Annotated in this window: 15 protein-coding genes; 10 read left to right on the forward strand and 5 right to left on the reverse strand. The window is 69.5% G+C overall.

Features of this window, described 5'->3' with window-relative positions; translation table 11 throughout:
- Positions 1–81: 81 nt before the first annotated feature.
- Together AC3WLN_RS05205 and AC3WLN_RS05210 are read right to left on the reverse strand one after the other, a co-directional pair.
- Positions 82–1,758 carry a methyl-accepting chemotaxis protein gene (locus tag AC3WLN_RS05205; protein ID WP_492480020.1) on the reverse strand — a complete coding sequence of 559 codons (1,677 nt, stop codon included), beginning with the start codon at positions 1,756–1,758 and terminating at the stop codon, positions 82–84.
- 138 nt (positions 1,759–1,896) lie between these two features.
- Positions 1,897–2,553, reverse strand: coding sequence for a GntR family transcriptional regulator (locus AC3WLN_RS05210; protein WP_463770586.1), 657 nt, complete (start codon positions 2,551–2,553; stop codon positions 1,897–1,899).
- 180 nt (positions 2,554–2,733) lie between these two features.
- Here AC3WLN_RS05210 and dctP point away from each other — a divergent pair, with 180 nt between their 5' ends.
- The 6 genes from dctP (at position 2,734) to minE (ending at position 7,889) form a co-directional block, all read left to right on the forward strand.
- On the forward strand, positions 2,734–3,753 hold the full coding sequence (dctP, locus tag AC3WLN_RS05215; RefSeq protein WP_492480021.1) for a TRAP transporter substrate-binding protein DctP: 1,020 nt from the start codon (positions 2,734–2,736) through the stop codon (positions 3,751–3,753).
- On the forward strand, positions 3,750–4,466 hold the full coding sequence (locus AC3WLN_RS05220; protein ID WP_492480022.1) for a TRAP transporter small permease: 717 nt from the start codon (positions 3,750–3,752) through the stop codon (positions 4,464–4,466). Before dctP ends, AC3WLN_RS05220 begins: the two co-directional genes overlap by 4 nt.
- Positions 4,463–5,815 (forward strand): TRAP transporter large permease, encoded by a 1,353-nt coding sequence (locus AC3WLN_RS05225; RefSeq protein ID WP_492480023.1) that lies wholly within the window; start codon positions 4,463–4,465, stop codon positions 5,813–5,815. The genes AC3WLN_RS05220 and AC3WLN_RS05225 overlap by 4 nt, the downstream gene beginning before the upstream one ends.
- Positions 5,816–6,050: 235 nt before the next feature.
- Positions 6,051–6,764, forward strand: a complete 714-nt coding sequence (minC, locus tag AC3WLN_RS05230; protein ID WP_463770578.1) for a septum site-determining protein MinC — start codon at positions 6,051–6,053, stop codon at positions 6,762–6,764.
- Positions 6,765–6,777: 13 nt separating this feature from the next.
- Positions 6,778–7,593 carry a septum site-determining protein MinD gene (gene minD, locus AC3WLN_RS05235; RefSeq protein WP_492480024.1) on the forward strand — a complete coding sequence of 272 codons (816 nt, stop codon included), beginning with the start codon at positions 6,778–6,780 and terminating at the stop codon, positions 7,591–7,593.
- Positions 7,590–7,889 carry a cell division topological specificity factor MinE gene (gene minE, locus AC3WLN_RS05240; RefSeq protein WP_463770574.1) on the forward strand — a complete coding sequence of 100 codons (300 nt, stop codon included), beginning with the start codon at positions 7,590–7,592 and terminating at the stop codon, positions 7,887–7,889. The genes minD and minE overlap by 4 nt, the downstream gene beginning before the upstream one ends.
- Positions 7,890–7,922: 33 nt before the next feature.
- Here minE and AC3WLN_RS05245 read toward each other — a convergent pair whose 3' ends face one another.
- Positions 7,923–9,173 carry a NupC/NupG family nucleoside CNT transporter gene (locus tag AC3WLN_RS05245; RefSeq protein WP_492480025.1) on the reverse strand — a complete coding sequence of 417 codons (1,251 nt, stop codon included), beginning with the start codon at positions 9,171–9,173 and terminating at the stop codon, positions 7,923–7,925.
- 304 nt (positions 9,174–9,477) lie between these two features.
- Between AC3WLN_RS05245 and AC3WLN_RS05250 the strand changes: the two genes are divergently transcribed.
- The 3 genes from AC3WLN_RS05250 to AC3WLN_RS05260 all read left to right on the forward strand — a co-directional run bounded on the left by AC3WLN_RS05250 (position 9,478) and on the right by AC3WLN_RS05260 (position 12,904).
- Complete coding sequence (locus tag AC3WLN_RS05250; RefSeq protein ID WP_492480026.1) at positions 9,478–9,810, forward strand: CorA family divalent cation transporter; 333 nt, start codon at positions 9,478–9,480, stop codon at positions 9,808–9,810.
- 125 nt (positions 9,811–9,935) lie between these two features.
- Positions 9,936–12,296, forward strand: coding sequence for an Orn/Lys/Arg family decarboxylase (locus tag AC3WLN_RS05255; protein WP_492480027.1), 2,361 nt, complete (start codon positions 9,936–9,938; stop codon positions 12,294–12,296).
- Positions 12,296–12,904 (forward strand): GNAT family N-acetyltransferase, encoded by a 609-nt coding sequence (locus tag AC3WLN_RS05260; RefSeq protein WP_492480028.1) that lies wholly within the window; start codon positions 12,296–12,298, stop codon positions 12,902–12,904. Before AC3WLN_RS05255 ends, AC3WLN_RS05260 begins: the two co-directional genes overlap by 1 nt.
- Positions 12,905–12,953: 49 nt before the next feature.
- On the opposite strand, the gene AC3WLN_RS05265 is transcribed toward AC3WLN_RS05260, so the two are convergent.
- Both AC3WLN_RS05265 and AC3WLN_RS05270 read right to left on the reverse strand, forming a co-directional pair.
- Entirely contained in the window at positions 12,954–13,169 is a 216-nt protein-coding gene (locus AC3WLN_RS05265; protein ID WP_056178740.1) for a hypothetical protein, read from the reverse strand.
- Between the two features lie 88 nt (positions 13,170–13,257).
- On the reverse strand, positions 13,258–13,950 hold the full coding sequence (locus tag AC3WLN_RS05270) for a helix-hairpin-helix domain-containing protein (protein WP_492480029.1): 693 nt from the start codon (positions 13,948–13,950) through the stop codon (positions 13,258–13,260).
- A gap of 215 nt (positions 13,951–14,165) precedes the next feature.
- On the opposite strand from AC3WLN_RS05270, the gene AC3WLN_RS05275 reads away from it, so the two are divergent.
- A complete protein-coding gene (locus tag AC3WLN_RS05275) occupies positions 14,166–16,022 on the forward strand; it encodes an ABC transporter ATP-binding protein (RefSeq protein ID WP_492480030.1) in 1,857 nt (618 codons plus the stop codon).
- Position 16,023: the final 1 nt, after the last annotated feature.

Below are 16,023 nucleotides of genomic sequence, written 5' to 3' on the forward strand. Positions count from 1 at the left end.
AGATTTGGCAATTCAAATCATCGTCGGTAAAACGGATATGCGAAGACTTTCGCTTTTCCGGACGGTGACGACGACATCGGTTCAGGCGGCGCGGACGGTGCCGAGGAACCGTGCCAGTTCCTGGGTGAGGTGCTCGGATTCACGCGAGAGCTCGGAGGCCGAGGCCAGAACCTGGGAGGCGGCCGCACCGGTCTCCTCGGCCGCGCCGGCGACGCCGGTGATGTTGGCCGTGACCTCGCCGGTGCCGGTGGCCGCCTCGCTGACGTTGCGGACGATCTCCTGGGTGGCCGCGCCCTGCTCCTCGACGGCCGCCGCGATGGACGTCGCCACGTTGCTGATCTCGCGGATGCGCCCGCTGATGCTCTCGATCGCGGTAACGGCCTGACCGGTGGAGCCCTGGATGCGCCCGATCTGGCCGCTGATCTCCTCGGTGGCGCGGGCGGTCTGGTTGGCGAGTTCCTTCACCTCGGCGGCGACCACGGCGAAGCCGCGCCCGGCCTCGCCGGCCCGGGCCGCCTCGATGGTGGCGTTGAGCGCCAGCAGGTTGGTCTGGCCGGCGATGCTGGCGATCATGGCGACGACGTCGCCGATCCGCGCGGCCGCGCTGCTGAGTTCCTGGACCTGCGACGCGGTCTGGGCGGCCTCGTCCACCGCCCGCTGGGCGAGCTGGGTCGAGCCGTCGACCTGCCGGCCGATCTCCTGGACCGAGGCGCCGAGTTCCTCGGCCGCCGCCGCCACCATGCCGACGTTGGAGGCCGCCTGGTCGGCCGCCGCCGCGACGGTGCTCGACTGCTGCGCCGTCTCGGATGCGGTGGTCGCCATGCTCTGGGCCGTGCTGCGCAGCTGGCCCGCCGCCGCGGTCACCCGGCCGAGGATGCCGCCGACGGCGCCCTCGAACCCGTCGGCCATCTCGCGCATCGCGGCCCTGCGCTGCGCCTCCGCGCCGGCGCGGGCGAGGCGGGTCTCCTCCTCCAGGGCGCGGCTGCGCAGCAGGTTGGCGCGGAAGGTCTCCAGGGTGTCGGCCATGGCGCCGATCTCGTCCTGGCGCCCGACGCTCGGGATCTCGGTCTCCGCGTCGCCGTCCGCCACGCGGCGCATGGCCGCCGTCATCGCGCCCAGCGGCCGGGTGATGCCGCGGATCGTGTAGGCCATGGCGGCCAGCGCCATCAGGACGGAGAGGCCGAGCATGACCTGAGTGGTCCGCACCGCGCTGGCGTGCTCGCCGCGCGCCGCCGTCTTGGCGGCCTCGCCGGCCTCGCCGTTGAGGGTCACGAGCTTGCGCATGGTGGCGCTGGTGGCGAGGTAGTTGGCGTTCATCGAGCCGCGGAACAGGGTCAGCACCTCGTCGCGCCGGGCCGGGTCGATCGCCTGGAGCCGGGTCCAGTCCTGGCCCATCTGGGAAAGCTTGGCGCCGACCTCGTCGTAGAGGGCGCTCTCCTCAGGGGAATTCACCAGGGCCTTGTAGGCGACGCGCCGGGCCTCGAGCTCCTTGGCCAGCGTCGCCGCCTGGGCGACGCTGTTGGTGCGCTCCTCGGCGGTGTCCGCCACGACGTAGCGGAACTGCCAGAGCCGGATCCGCATCACTAGGGCATTCATGGCATGGGCGGCGTCGACCGATGGAAGGGCGTTGTCGGACAGCACCGTCATGCGGTCGCCAATGGCATCCATCTTCGACAGGGACAGCAGACCCTGTGCGGCGGTGATGATGGCCAGCAAGCCGAAAAGGCCGATCAAGGTCGACTTGAGGGAGAAGCGCATGGAGAGGACCGCGTGTCGAAGAGGTTCCTCTCTCGATTAGTCGATCTCCCTTAAGATTGACTTTCTCGCCGGCGGCATGCAATCAAAGGTTGCGCTGCTAATGCTCGTGACGACCTTGGTGGCCCGCCCTCCGGACCGTCATGCCGCGGCATTGATCGAGCGCAGGCCGGCCACGAGGTCCGAGAAGCGGTCGCCCTGGACGATGACATGGGCGCGCAGCCGTTCGGAGGCGCCGACCTCGTCGCCGGACACGATGGCGGCGACGATGGCCTCGTGCTCGGCCAGCGACTGGCCGAGACGGTTGCGGGCGCGCAGCTGAAGGCGCCGGAAGGGCGCGAGCCGGCGGTGCAGCTGGCGCGCCTGCTCCTCCAGGAAGCCGTTCCGGCAGGCCCGGTAGATCACCGTGTGGAAGATGTAGTTCTCCGCGTAATAGGTCTCCGGATCTCCGGCGGCCGCCGAGGCGGCGCAGGCGGCCAGGGCCGCCTTGAGGGCCGCCTCGTCGTCCGGCACGAGGCGGCGCGCCGCCAGCCGTCCGCACGAGGCCTCGATCTCCGCCATCGTCTCGAACATCGCGATGAGGAGCTGCGGATCGGGCGCGCTGACGATGGCGCCGCGCCGCGGCTTGATCTCCACGAGGCCGGTCACCGCCAGCTGCAGCAGCGCCTCGCGGATCGGCGTGCGCGAGACCCCGAAGCGCTCGGCGAGCTCCATCTCGTCCAGCCGGGCGCCGATGGCGAGGCGCCCATCCACGATCTCGGTCTCGATGGTCTGCCGGAGGCGGCCCGACTGGTTCATGCGCTGAGGTCCCGGCCCGTTTTAATCCCGCCGACTCGCAAAAATCAGGCGTCCATCATTATTCGATCGCGTTGACAAAATATACAAGACGTCGTTTCATGTATAAATAAGTCGCGGCGCAGTATAAATGCTGCGCCGCAAAACGAAGCGGCCGGGCGCCGGCCCAGGGAGAGACACGCCATGATGCTGACACGCCGTGCCCTCGTCGCCGGTGGCCTCGCCGCCCCCGCCATCCTGTCCCTGGGCTCGCGCGCCCGGGCGGCCACCACCCTGAAGCTGTCGCACCAGTTCCCCGGCGGCACGATCGACGAGGGCGATTTCCGCGACCGCATGTGCCGCAAGTTCGCGTTGGCGCTGGCCGAGCGCTCGAAGGGCGCCCTCGAGGTGCAGGTCTATCCCGGCTCGTCCCTGATGAAGACGAACGCCCAGTTCGCCGCCATGCGCAAGGGCGCCCTCGACCTGTCGCTCTATCCCTCGCCCTATGCCGGCGGCGAGGTGCCGGAGCTGAATATCGGCCTGATGCCGGCGCTGGTGAGCTCCTACGAGCAGGCCATCGCCTGGAAGAAGGCGCCGGTCGGCCGCAAGCTCACCGAGATCCTGGAATCGAAGGGCATCATCCTCGTCTCCTGGGTCTGGCAGGCGGGCGGCGTCGCCAGCCGCGAGCGTCCCCTCTACGCGCCGGCGGACGCCAAGGGCCTGAAGGTCCGGGGCGGCTCGCGCGAGATGGACCTGATGATGAAGCAGGCCGGGGCGGCCACCCTGTCGATCCCGTCGAGCGAGTCCTACGCCGCCATGCAGACGGGGGCCTGCGACGCGGTCATCACCTCCTCCACCAGTCTGATCTCGTTCCGCCTGGAGGAACTCGGCAAGGCCCTGACCTCGGGCCGTGAGCGCTCCTACTGGTTCATGCTGGAGCCGCTCATGATGTCAAAGCTCGCCTTCGATCGGCTGCCCAAGGACCAGCAGGACCTGATCATGACCATCGGCGCCGAGCTCGAGCCGTTCGGGCAGGCCGGCGCCAAGGCGGACGACACCAAGGTCGAGGAGATCTTCGCCAAGGCCGGTGCCAAGGTGCAGAACCTCGACGAGAAGACCCTGGGCCAGTGGCGCGACATCGCGCGGGACACGGCGTGGAAGGACTTCGCCGGAAAGTCGGCCGGCTGCGCCGAACTTCTCAAGCTGGCGGAGCAGGTCTCGTGAGCCACGCCTTCGACGCGGCATCCGCCGCCGCCGAGACGCACACCGCAACGGAGCCCCGGGTTCCGGGGCTCCTCGGCACCATCGACCGCTCCCTGAAGGGCGTCAATCACGTCATCATGCTGCTGGGCGGCCTCGCCCTGGTCTGCGCCTGCCTCGTGCTCAGCTACAGCGTCGTCATTCGCTACGTCCTGCACGAGCCCACCGACTGGCAGGACGAGATGGCGGTGTTCCTCATCGTCGGCGCCACCTTCTTCTCGGCCGCCGCCGTGCAGGCCAAGCGCGGCCACGTCGCCATCGAGGCGCTGACCGGCCTGCTGTCGGCGCGGGTCAACCGCGCCCGACTGCTGATGGCGGACGTGATCAGCTTCGTCTTCGTGGTGTTCTTCGCCTGGAAGAGCTGGACCCTGCTCCACGAGGCCTGGGTCGACGGCCAGGTCTCGCAGTCGAGCTGGGGGCCGCCACTCTGGATTCCTTACGTCCTCATGGCCGCCGGCATGACCCTGCTCGGCGTCCAGTTCGCCCTGCAGATCGCTGAGGAGGTCCTCTACGGCGCCGAGAAGGCCGGCTGGGCGAACCCGAAGATCGGCCTCGGCGCCGATCTCAACCGCGACACCCAGGGGCGCCCTGGCCTGACGCCGGACGGCACCCGGCCCCTCGGCGATCCCCTCGCCAACACCGTACCGGACACGAAGGTCACCCGGAGGCATCCATGAGCGTCGCGGCCATCGGCTTCCTCTATGCGGGCGCCACGCTGAGCGCGATGCTCGCCGGCATTCCCATCGCCTTCGCCCTGGGCTTCGTGGCGCTCGCCTTCATGTACTTCTTCATGCCGGGCGCCTCCCTCGATACGGTGGCGCAGAACGTCTACGAGGAAATGGCCTCGATCACCCTGCTGTCGATCCCGCTCTTCATCCTGAAGGGCGCGGCGATCGGGCGGTCCAAGGCCGGCCAGGACCTCTATTCGGCCATGCACGCCTGGATGCATCGCATCCCCGGCGGCCTCGGCATCGCCAACGTGTTCGCCTGCGCGCTCTTCGCCGCCATGGCGGGGTCCTCGCCCGCCACCTGCTCGGCCATCGGCTCGGCCGGCATCCCGGAGATGCGCAAGCGCGGTTACTCGCCGGGCTTCGCCGCCGGCATCATCGCGGCGGGCGGGACGCTCGGCATCCTGCTGCCGCCCTCGATCACCATGATCCTCTACGCGGTGGCGGCCGAGCAGTCCCTGGGGCGCCTGTTCCTCGCCGGCATCGGGCCGGGCCTGCTCCTCGTCGGCCTGTTCGCCGCCTGGTCGGTCTACCGCTTCCGCGCCGAGTACGCCGCCGCGAAGGTCGCCTACGAGCGGAACGGGACCGCTTCGGCGATCCTCACGGAGGACACCTACAGCATGCGCCAGCGCTTCTCGACGCTGCCGCGGGTGCTGCCCTTCGTGATCCTGCTCACCGGCGTGATGGTGGCGCTCTACGGCGGCTACGCCACCCCGTCGGAGACGGCGGGCCTCGGCGGCCTGCTGGCGCTCGGCCTGATCGCGGTGATCTACGGTGTCTGGCGCCCCCGCGACGTCAGCCCGATCCTCACCGCGACCCTGCGGGAATCGACCATGCTGATGCTGATCATCGGCATGTCGCTCCTCTACGCCTACGTGATGAGCTACCTGCACATCTCGCAATCGGCGGCGGCCGCGATCGTGGCGATGCAGCTCTCGCCCTGGGTGCTGCTGGTGACGATCCTCGGCCTCGTGATCCTGCTCGGCTTCTTCCTGCCGCCGGTCTCGATCATCCTGATGACGGCGCCGATCATCCTGCCGCCGCTCAAGGCCGCCGGGTTCGACCTCGTCTGGTTCGGCGTCGTGATGACCATCACCATGGAGATGGGCCTGATCCACCCGCCGGTGGGCCTCAACATCTTCGTCATCAAGAACATCGCCCCCGACATCCCGCTCAAGGACATCATCTGGGGCACGCTGCCCTTCGTGATCCTGATGGCGGTGGCGATCCTGATCCTCTGCCTCGTGCCCGGCATCGCCATGTGGTTGCCGAACTGGCTCCTGCCCACCACGCGGTGACGGCGGGCGTCGCGCAGGCGACCCTTTCGAGAACGGACACGGCCCCGGACGGGGCGTGCGACAGGCCCGAGGCCGCGCACGTCCCCTCCGGGGCCGAATTCGTTTTCGGGGCCATCGCATCCCTGGATCACCGGATCAGAGGAAAATGCGCGCCTTTAATCCTTTGAACACGGGTTGTTAACGAAGCGGTAACCATACCGGGCATCAATGGTCTGGTAAGGAATCGCGAGAGCCCGTGACTGACACAAGCCCTCCCCGCAGACCCGTTCAGCTTCGCGGCCGCGCCTTCAAGTCCTTGGTGCTGGCCCCGGAGACACCGCTTCCCGATTGGTTCGCCGATCTGGACGAGGCGCTCAAGCGCTCGCCGACCCTGTTCGACGGGCGCGCCCTGATCCTCGACGTGGCGGGGCTGGCGCCCGCCGCGCCGGACCTCGACAGCCTGCTCGCCGAACTCGGCAGCCGGCGGATCCGCATCCTCGGCATCGAGGGCACGGACGTGTCGCTCCTCGGACCGGGGCGCCCGCCGCTCCTCGTTCGGGGACGCCCCTCGGACACGATCGAGATCCCGGCCCAGCCGGAGCCGGAGCCCGAGGTGCCGCCGGCACCGCCCGAGCCGGCCACGACCTCCCTCACCATCGAGGGCTCGGTCCGGTCCGGGCAATCCATCGTCCACCCCACCGGCGACGTCACCGTCATGGGGTCGGTCTCCTCCGGCGCGGAGATCCTCGCCGGCGGCTCCATCCACGTCTACGGCGCGCTGCGCGGCCGGGCCATCGCCGGCGCCGCCCGCAATCCCCGCGCCCGCATCTGCTGCCGCAAGTTCGAGCCCGAGCTTCTCGGCATCGACCGCCTCGTCCGCACGGCCGAGGAGATGGGCAACCACCTGCGCGGCAAGGCCGTGCAAATCTGGCTCGATGGCGGCGCCATCAAATTCGCATCCTTGGATTGAGGAGACAGCTCATATGGCCAAAATTCTGGTCGTGACATCAGGCAAGGGCGGCGTCGGCAAGACGACGACGACGGCGGCCCTCGGCGCGGCGCTCGCGCAGGCCGGCAAGAGCGTGGCGGTGGTCGACTTCGACGTCGGCCTGCGCAACCTCGACCTCGTGATGGGCGCCGAGCGGCGGGTCGTCTACGATCTCATCAACGTGGTCAACGGCGACGCCAAGCTCAACCAGGCCCTCATCCGCGACAAGCGGCTGGAGAAGCTCCACCTGCTGCCCGCCTCGCAGACCCGCGACAAGGATGCGCTCACCGACGAGGGCGTCGCCCGCGTCATGGACGAGCTGCGCGAGAAGTTCGACTGGGTGATCTGTGACTCGCCGGCCGGCATCGAGCGCGGCGCCACGCTGGCCATGCGCCACGCCGACGTCGCCGTGGTGGTGACCAACCCCGAGGTCTCCTCGGTGCGCGACTCCGACCGCATCATCGGGCTCCTCGACTCCAAGACGCTCAAGGCCGAGCGCGGCGAGACGATGGAGAAGCACCTCATCCTCACCCGCTACGACCCTGCCCGGGCCGATCGCGGCGACATGCTGAAGATCGAGGACGTGCTCGAGATCCTCTCGATCCCACTGCTCGCGATCATCCCGGAGAGCATGGAGGTCCTGCGCGCCTCCAATGTCGGTTGCCCGGTGACCCTGAACAACCCGCTCTGTGCCCCGGCCCGCGCCTACACCGACGCCGTGCGCCGCCTCAACGGCGACGCGGTCCCGATGTCGGTCCCCACCGACAAGAAGTCCTTCCTCGACAAACTCTTCACCCGGAGGGCAGCATGAGCCTCCTCAACATGTTCAACCGGCGCGGTTCGGCGCCGGTCGCCCGCGACCGCCTGCAGCTCATCCTCGCCCATGAACGGGCGGGGGTCGGCGGCTCCGATCTCGTGATGGTGCTGCGCGAGGAGATCCTCGCGGTCATCGCCAAGCACGTCGAGGTCAACAGCGACAAGGTCCAGATCCGCCTCGACCGCGGCCAGGACATGTCGACCCTCGACATCGACATCGAACTGCCGCTCACGGCCGCCACCAAGGCCGGCCCCGCGAAGGTCAAGGCGGCGAAGCTCGCCGCCGCATGAGCCTCCGCGTCCCCGTCCCGGCCGGCACAGCCGTCAGGCTCCGATGAACAACCCGGCGAGCGTCGCGCTCGTCAGGTTGGACAGGGTGCCGGCCAGGATCGCGCGCAGGCCGAACCGGGCGATCTCCGCCCTGCGCTCCGGCGCGAGGCTGGCGAGACTCGCGAGCTGGATCGCCACCGAGGTCAGGTTGGCGAAGCCGCAGAGCGCGAAGCACAGGATCGCGGTCGTGCGCGGATCGAGGCTGCCGCCCTTCAGGACCGGCGAGAGCTGCGCGTAGGCCAGGAACTCGTTGAAGGCGATCTTCTGACCGAGCGCCCCGCCGACGAGGCCGGCCTGCTCCCAGGGCACGCCCATCAGCCAGGCCAGGGGCGCGAACACCGTCCCGAGGATGCCCTCGAGGCTTAAGGTAGGATAGCCCGCGAGGCCTCCGGCCCAGCCCATGAAGCCGTTCAGCAGGGCGATCAGCCCCGTGAACGCGATCAGCATCGCCCCCACCGAGACCGCCACGGCCAGCCCCTTCTGGGTGCCGTCGGCCGCCGCCTCGATCACGTTGACCGCCCGCGTCTCGCCGAAGGTGACCCGCGTGGAGGTGACCCGGCTCGGCTCCGTCGTCGGCACCAGGATCTTGGCGAAGAGGAGCCCGCCCGGCACCGCCATGGCGCTGGCGGCCAGCAGATACTCCATCGGCACGCCGAGCGCCGCGTAGCCGGCCAGAATCGTGCCCGCCGTGGAGGCGGCCCCGCTCGACATCACGGCGAAGAGTTCGGCCGAGGTCAGCGCCCCCAGGAACGGACGCAGCGCGATGGCGATCTCGCTCTGGCCGATGGCGATGGTGATCACCGCCGAGAAGGTCTCGATCCGCGAGGTGCCGATCACTCGCTGCAGCACCGCGCCGATGCCGCGCGCGGCCGCCTGCATCACGCCGAAATGATAGAGCACCGCGATCAGCGCCGAGACGTAGAGGATCTGCGGCAGGATGCGCAGGGCGAGGATGAAGCCGCTGCCCCCGAACAGTTCGAACATCCGCGGTTCGACGAGGCCGCCGAACAAGAACGCGGTGCCCCGGTCGCCGTAGTTCAGCACGGTCTGGACGAAGGACGCCGCCGCGGCGAGGCCCACCCGGCCCGCCGGAATGAACAGCACCAGGGCCCCCAGCGCCACCTGCAGCGCCAGGGCCGAGAGCACCACCCGGGGCGATATCGCCCGCCTGTTGGTGGAGAACAGCACGGCGACGGCCAGCAGCAGGGCGAGGCTCGCGCCCGCGTGAATGAGTTTCTCGACCATGCCGCCCCACCGTTTCGACGGGGTGGAGCAAGCCCGATGCCGGGACGCTTGTCGCCTGCGAAGGGGAGGCATCCACCGCGACACATCCGAAGCGGTTCATCCGCGCAGGCGCACATCCCCCTGCCACGCTTCGTCGGGACGACGAGAGGGGTGGCCGTCTCTCCGTCGGGCTGCCCTGCCTGTTAACCGCAACCGTCACGACACTGTCGCCCAGACTTGCGATCCAGCACCGCGACCGTCGGCGGTTTGCCGGCAACAGGGCCGCCCGCATGCAGCGCCTTCTCACCGACACCACCGCCCTCCCGTGCCTGCTCTTCGCGATGGTGTTCGACGCCGCGGGGCGCGGGCGCCTGCTGGAGCGGGGCTGGTCCTGTCCGAGCGCTCGCGCCTGCTGCAGGACGAGATCGCCGGGCGCACGGCGGCCGAGACCAATCGCCAGCTCTTCACCCTGTCGATCCTCACCGCCCTGTTCCTGCCCCCGACCCTGGTGACCGGCGTGTTCGGCATGAACACCAAGGGGCTGTTCCTCGGCGAATTCGAGAACGGCTCGCTCCTCGCCCTGGCGATCTGCGGCGCCGCGGCGCTGGCGGTCTACGGCGTGATCCGCCGCCTTGGGCTCGTCAAACGGCGCGCCTGATCGTAAGCCGGCTCTCCGTCGGGCCGCGCGGAGCCTGAAAACACCGCGACTGCCGCAAGATCGTCATCGAAGCGTCACGTCCCGTCGCGAACGGTGCGCCAAACGCCCCTGGGAGCCTTTTCCGCATGGACTTCTTTCGCCGCTTCACCGTCCTGATGTGCGCGCCGAACTTCGACCCGGACGATCTCGAGGGCGTGCGCGTCCAGCAGATCATCGGCTCCGTGGAGAAGCTCGGCTTCGAGGTGGTGCGGGCCCGGCGCGTCGAGGACGCGGCCATCGCGGTCCAGACCGATTCGGCCATCGGCTGCATGGTGGTGGACTGGGGCAAGCGCGGCCTCGACGGCAAGGCGGCGGCGCTGATCAACCTGATGCGCAAGCGCGGGCTGGAAATGCCCATCGTCATCATGGTCCGCCGCAAGCGCCTCGAGGACATTCCCGTCGAGGTGCTGGACTTCATCGACGGCTACATCTTCCTCGCCGAGGAGACCCCGGACTACATCGCCCGCGGCCTGGTGAGCCGCGTGAAGCAGTACGCCGAGACCCTGAAGACGCCGTTCTTCGGCGCGCTGGTCGACTATGCCGAGCAGGGCAACCAGCTCTGGACCTGCCCGGGCCACAACGGCGGCATCTTCTACAACCGCTCGCCGATCGGGCGGATCTTCGTCGAGCACCTGGGCGAGGCGGTGTTCCGCGACGATCTCGACAACTCGGTGCTCGATCTCGGCGACCTCCTCGTCCACGAGGGCCCGGCGCTCAAGGCGCAGAAGGAGGCGGCCGTCATCTTCGGGGCGGAGAAGACCTACTTCGTCCTCAACGGCACCTCGGCCTCCAACAAGATCGTGCTCTCGGCCCTGGTGGCGGAGGGCGACCTCGTGCTGTTCGACCGCAACAACCACAAGGCCGCGCATCACGGCGCGCTGTTCCTCGGCGGCGCGATCCCCGTCTTCCTGGAGACCGACCGCAACGCCTACGGGCTGATCGGGCCGATGTACCACGAGGCCCTCGACGAGACCGTCATCCGCCAGAAGATTCGCGACAACCCGCTGATCACCGACACGGAGGCCTGGCGGCGCGAGCGCCCGTTCCGCGTCGCGGTGGTCGAGCAGTGCACCTACGACGGCACGATCTACAACGCCCAGATGATCCTCGATAAGATCGGGCATCTCTGCGACTACATCCTCTTCGACGAGGCCTGGGCGGGCTTCATGAAGTTCCACCCGCTCTTCGCCGGCCGCTTCGCCATGGGGCTCAAGGGGCTCGACGAGACCTCGCCGGGCATCATCGCCACCCAGTCGACCCACAAGCAACTGGCGAGCTTCTCCCAGGCCTCGCAGATCCACACCAAGGACAGCCACATCCGGGGACAGACCCGGCGCATCGAGCACCGGCGCTTCAACGAGACCTTCCTCGTCCACGCCTCGACCTCGCCGTTCTACCCCCTGTTCGCCTCCCTCGACGTCGGCGCGCAGATGATGAAGGGCCGCTCCGGCGTCGTCCTGTGGGACGACACGATCCGCCTCGGCATCGAGTGGCGCAAGAAGGTCCGCGCCATCCGCCGCGAGTTCGAGGAGAAGGAGGGCGATCCCCTGCGGCGCTGGTTCTTCGACCCCTTCGTGCCGGACACGGTCAAGGGACCCGACGGCAAGGTGCCGTGGGAGAGCCTCTCCACCGACGAACTCGCCAGCAATCCGAAATACTGGGAGCTAACGCCGGGGGCCGACTGGCACGGCTTCACGCACGTGGCGCCCGACTACGCCATGACCGACCCCAACAAGCTCACGGTGCTAACGCCGGGCTTCAACCGGCACACCGGCGCGTATGCCGAGCACGGCGTGCCGGCGCCCATCGTGGCGCAGTACCTTCGCGAAAACCGCATCGTGCCGGAGAAGAACGACCTCAACTCGCTCCTCTTCCTGCTGACGCCGGGCGTCGAGTCGTCCAAGGCTGGCACGCTGATCTCCGGCCTCGTTGCCTTCAAGCGCCTGCACGACGAGAACGTGCCGCTCGAGGAGGCCATGCCCGAATTCGTGCGGCGCCGGCCCAACCGCTACAAGGGCGTGCGCCTGCGCGACCTCTGTGCCGATTTCCACGCCTTCCACCGCGAGGCCGGCACCAGCACGCTCCAGCGCAAGCAGTTCGAGCCGGGACACCTGCCCGAGATGGTGATGACGCCCAAGGAGGCGGTGCAGCAGCTCACCCGCAACAACGTCGATTACGTGCCGATCGCGGAGGCCGAGGGCCGCGTGGCGACGACCTTGCTTCTGGTCTACCCGCCGGGCATCGGCACGGTGCTTCCGGGCGAGCGATTGGACGAGCGGGCCAAACCCATGCTGGACTACTTCAAGATGTTCGAGCGCTCCGCGAACCTATTCCCGGGCTTCGAGGCCGAGATCCAGGGCGTGTTCCGCGATGTCGATCCGGACGGGACGATCCGGTTCTACACGTATGTCATGCGGGAGCCCCGCGTCATGCGCGAGAGCCGCTGATGGTGGGCTCATCCGAGAGCGATCCCGATCTCGTCATCCGGCCCTCGTCGGATGCCGACGTGCCGGACATGGTGGACATCTATGCCCACCACATCCGGCGCGGCGTCGGCGATGTCGGGGATTTCGAGGAGGATCCGCTCCACCCCGACGATCTCAAGAAGCGGCGCAAGGCCATGCGCAAGAAGCGCCTGCCGCACCTCGTGGCCGACCGCGACGGGATCGTGGCGGGCTACGCCTACGCGGTGCCCTTCCGCAAGCGCCCGGCCTACCGCTACACCCTGAAGCACTCGATCTACGTCCACCACGAGCACCTGCATGCCGGCATCGGCCGGCGCCTGCTGCCGGCGCTGATCGAGGCCTGCGCGGCGGGAGGCTACCGCCAGATGATCGGCTACATCGACGCGCAGAACGAGGCGTCCTTGCGCCTGCACGAGGCCTGCGGCTTCGTCCGCGTCGGGCTGCTGCCGGCAGTGGGCTACAAGTACGGGCGCTGGAGCGACAGCGTCATGGTCCAGTGCGCCCTCGGAACCGGGTCCACGGACCAGCCCGGCACCTGGACCCGCCCCGTCGAGGCGGTGGTGGCAGGGCACGACTGGATCGGGAAGTAGGGAGATCCTGGGTCGGTCCGGCCGCGCGGGGCGCGCCGGACCGAGGCCCCTATTGCTGCGTGCGGTTGATCAGCGCCTGCAGCGCCCGGGCCACCGCCTCGCTGACGTTCTTGCGATACTTGCGGTGGACCAGCTGGCCGTTGTGGTAGATGTCGTGCTCCACGTAGAGCTTTTCGCCGTCCCACCGGACGATGTTGTCGGTCTCGGTGGTCTCCTCGACGCCGAGATCCTCGCGAAAGGTAACGCCCCCGGCTTGCGCAAACATGGCTCGTCCCTGGTGATCGAAGCGACTTTCCGGCTTCCTGAAGCCGCATCTTAGGCAGCCGGGGCGCGGCGCGCTACCCGAAACGGCTTCAGCGCACCGTCACCTGATCCTTGATCCGCTCGTAGACCGCCCGGCTCAGGACGCGCTTCGACAGGAGCTCGCCGACGGAGGCGTAGGGCCGCTTCTGCACGATGGCGCGCCCGATCATGCCGCCGCCCCGCAGGCCGTTCAGTTCGGCGACGCTTCCGGTGTTGAGGTCGATCACCGCGACGCCGCGCGGCCCGGCCGTCTCGGCGGCGTTGTCGATCGCCTCCTCGCCGGCCGACGGGGTCGCCGGACGGGCCGCATCCGCGAAGCTCCGGTCGGGGGCGGAGGGCGCCTGTCTCGGCGTGGGCAGGTTCGGCGTCAGGTTCGACGACGGCCCGTTCGGGGCAGGTGCCGGAGTGGAAGGTGCCGGAGTGGAAGGCGCCGGCGCGACCGGGGGCATCGCGGCTGGAGGCGTGTTGGCTGAGGGCGTGCCGGCCGACGGGATGGCGGCCTGCGGCGCCGGAGCGGGGGGCGCCTGCGGTGCCGGCGCCGGGGTCACCGGGGAGACCGGCCGCGTGGCGGCGGGCGGCAGCGCCGCCTGGGTGCCGGCCTGGCCGGTGTCAGGGGTCGTCCGGACGATGGGGGCATCCGCCTGTCCGCCGTCCTGCGGCCGCAGGACCTGGACGAGGCCGGCCAGGATGGCCGCCACCACGATGAGAATGCCGACCCGCAGGACTGCCGAACCGCTGAGCATTGAGGGCGGCCTCGCGCCTGTTGAGAAGATGAAGGCCTAACATGGGCGATAAAGTGAAGTCTCGCCGGCGAGCCGCCTGTCCTCAAGAGCTTGAAGGCCTCGGCCGCTCGCGCGGTGACATCTGCGCGACCACGATGCGACCGCCGCGGGCGCGGGTGCGGGTGCGGCGTCTGCGGCATCGACGGGCGTCCCGGTCCCGGTCATGGTCCCGGCCAATGCCCGACCGCTCCTCTCCCCTGAACGCCCTGTCCGAGCGCCTGGGCGCCCTGCGTCACCTGCCGGCCCTCGCCCGCCTCGTCTACGCCGCCAGCCCCCGATTGCTCGTTGCAAGCCTCGGCCTGCGCCTGGCGCGGGCGAGCCTGCCGGTGGTGATGCTCTACCTCGCCAAGCTCATCCTCGACGCGATCGTGGCCGAGCATGCCCGGCCGCATCCCGGCGGCCTCGGGCCCGAGGCCTGGCTCGCGGACCCGTCCCTGCGGCACCTCGCCCTGCTGGTCGCGGCGGAGTTCGGCCTCGCCATCCTGGCCGACCTCCTCGGCCGGGCCAGCACCCTGGTCGACGGCCTCGTGGCCGACCTCTACGGCACGGCCGCCACCCTGAAGCTGATGCGGCACGCCGCCGACCTCGACCTCGAGCAGTTCGAGGACAGCGCACAGCAGGACCGGCTCGAGCGGGCCCGGCGCCAGGTCACCGGCCGCTCCAACCTCCTGTTCCAGCTCTTCGGCCAGGGGCAGGACCTCATCACCCTGGTGGCCTTCGCGCTGGGCCTCGTGGCCTTCGCGCCCTGGCTGATCCTGCTCCTCGTGATCGCTCTGGTGCCGGCCTTCCTCAACGAGACCTACTTCAACCGCGAGGGCTACCGGCTGGCCTGGACCCGGACGCCGGAGCGGCGCGAGATCGACTACCTGCGCTTCCTCGGGGCGAGCGTGGAATCCGCCAAGGAGGTCAAGCTGTTCGGGCTGAACGGCTACATCGCCGAGCGTTACCGCGGGCTCGCGGCCAAGCTCGTGGCCGACAACCGCGCCCTGGCCCTGCGCCGGGCCGGCTGGGGCGGGGCCTTCGCGGCTCTGGGCACCCTGGCCTACTACCTCGCCTACGCCACCATCGTCTGGCGTACCGCGGCGGGCCAGTTCTCGATCGGCGATCTCGCCTTCCTGGCGGGCTCCTTCCAGCGCCTGCGCGGCCTGATCGAGGGTCTGCTCCTGGGCTTCTCGCAGATCGCCTCCCAGGCGCAGTACCTCGACGACCTGTTCTCGTTCTTCGCCGTCGTTCCGACGATCCGCTCGCCGGCCGATCCGAGGCCCCTGCCGCGTCCGATCCGGAGCGGGATCGTCTTCGAGGCGGTGGGATTCCGGTATCCCGGAACCGAGACCTGGGCGGTGCGCGACCTCAGCTTCCACCTTGCGGCCGGAGAGGTGCTGGCCCTGGTGGGCGAGAACGGCGCCGGCAAGACCACCATCGTCAAGCTGCTCACCCGCCTCTACGATCCGACCGAGGGCCGCGTGCTCCTCGACGGCCTGCCGCTCTCCGCCTACGACCTCGACGACCTGCGCGGCCGCATCGGCGTGATCTTCCAGGATTTCGTGCGCTTCAGCTTCACCGCCCGCGAGAACGTGGCCGTGGGCCGGATCGAGGCGCGCGACGATGGCGACCGCGTCGTCCGGGCGGCCGGGCGCAGCCTCGCCGACGGCGTCATCGGCCGCCTGCCGCTCCAGTACGACCAGCCCCTGGGCAAGCGCTTCGCCGAGGGCGTCGACCTGTCGGGGGGCGAGTGGCAGAAGATCGCCATCGCCCGCGCCTACATGCGCGAGGCCGAGATCCTGATCCTCGACGAGCCCACGGCCGCCCTCGACGCCCGGGCCGAGTTCGAGGTGTTCCAGCGCTTCCGGGAGCTGAGCCACGGGCGCACGGCGGTGCTGATCTCGCACCGCTTCTCCACGGTGCGCATGGCGGACCGCATCCTCGTGCTGGCCGGCGGGCGGGTGATCGAATCGGGCAGCCATGCCGAGCTGCAGGCGCTGGGCGGGCGCTACGCCGAACTGTTCGAACTGCAGGCCGCCGGCTACCGCTGAG

It is taken from the genome of Methylobacterium sp. FW306-05-D (assembly GCF_058782155.1).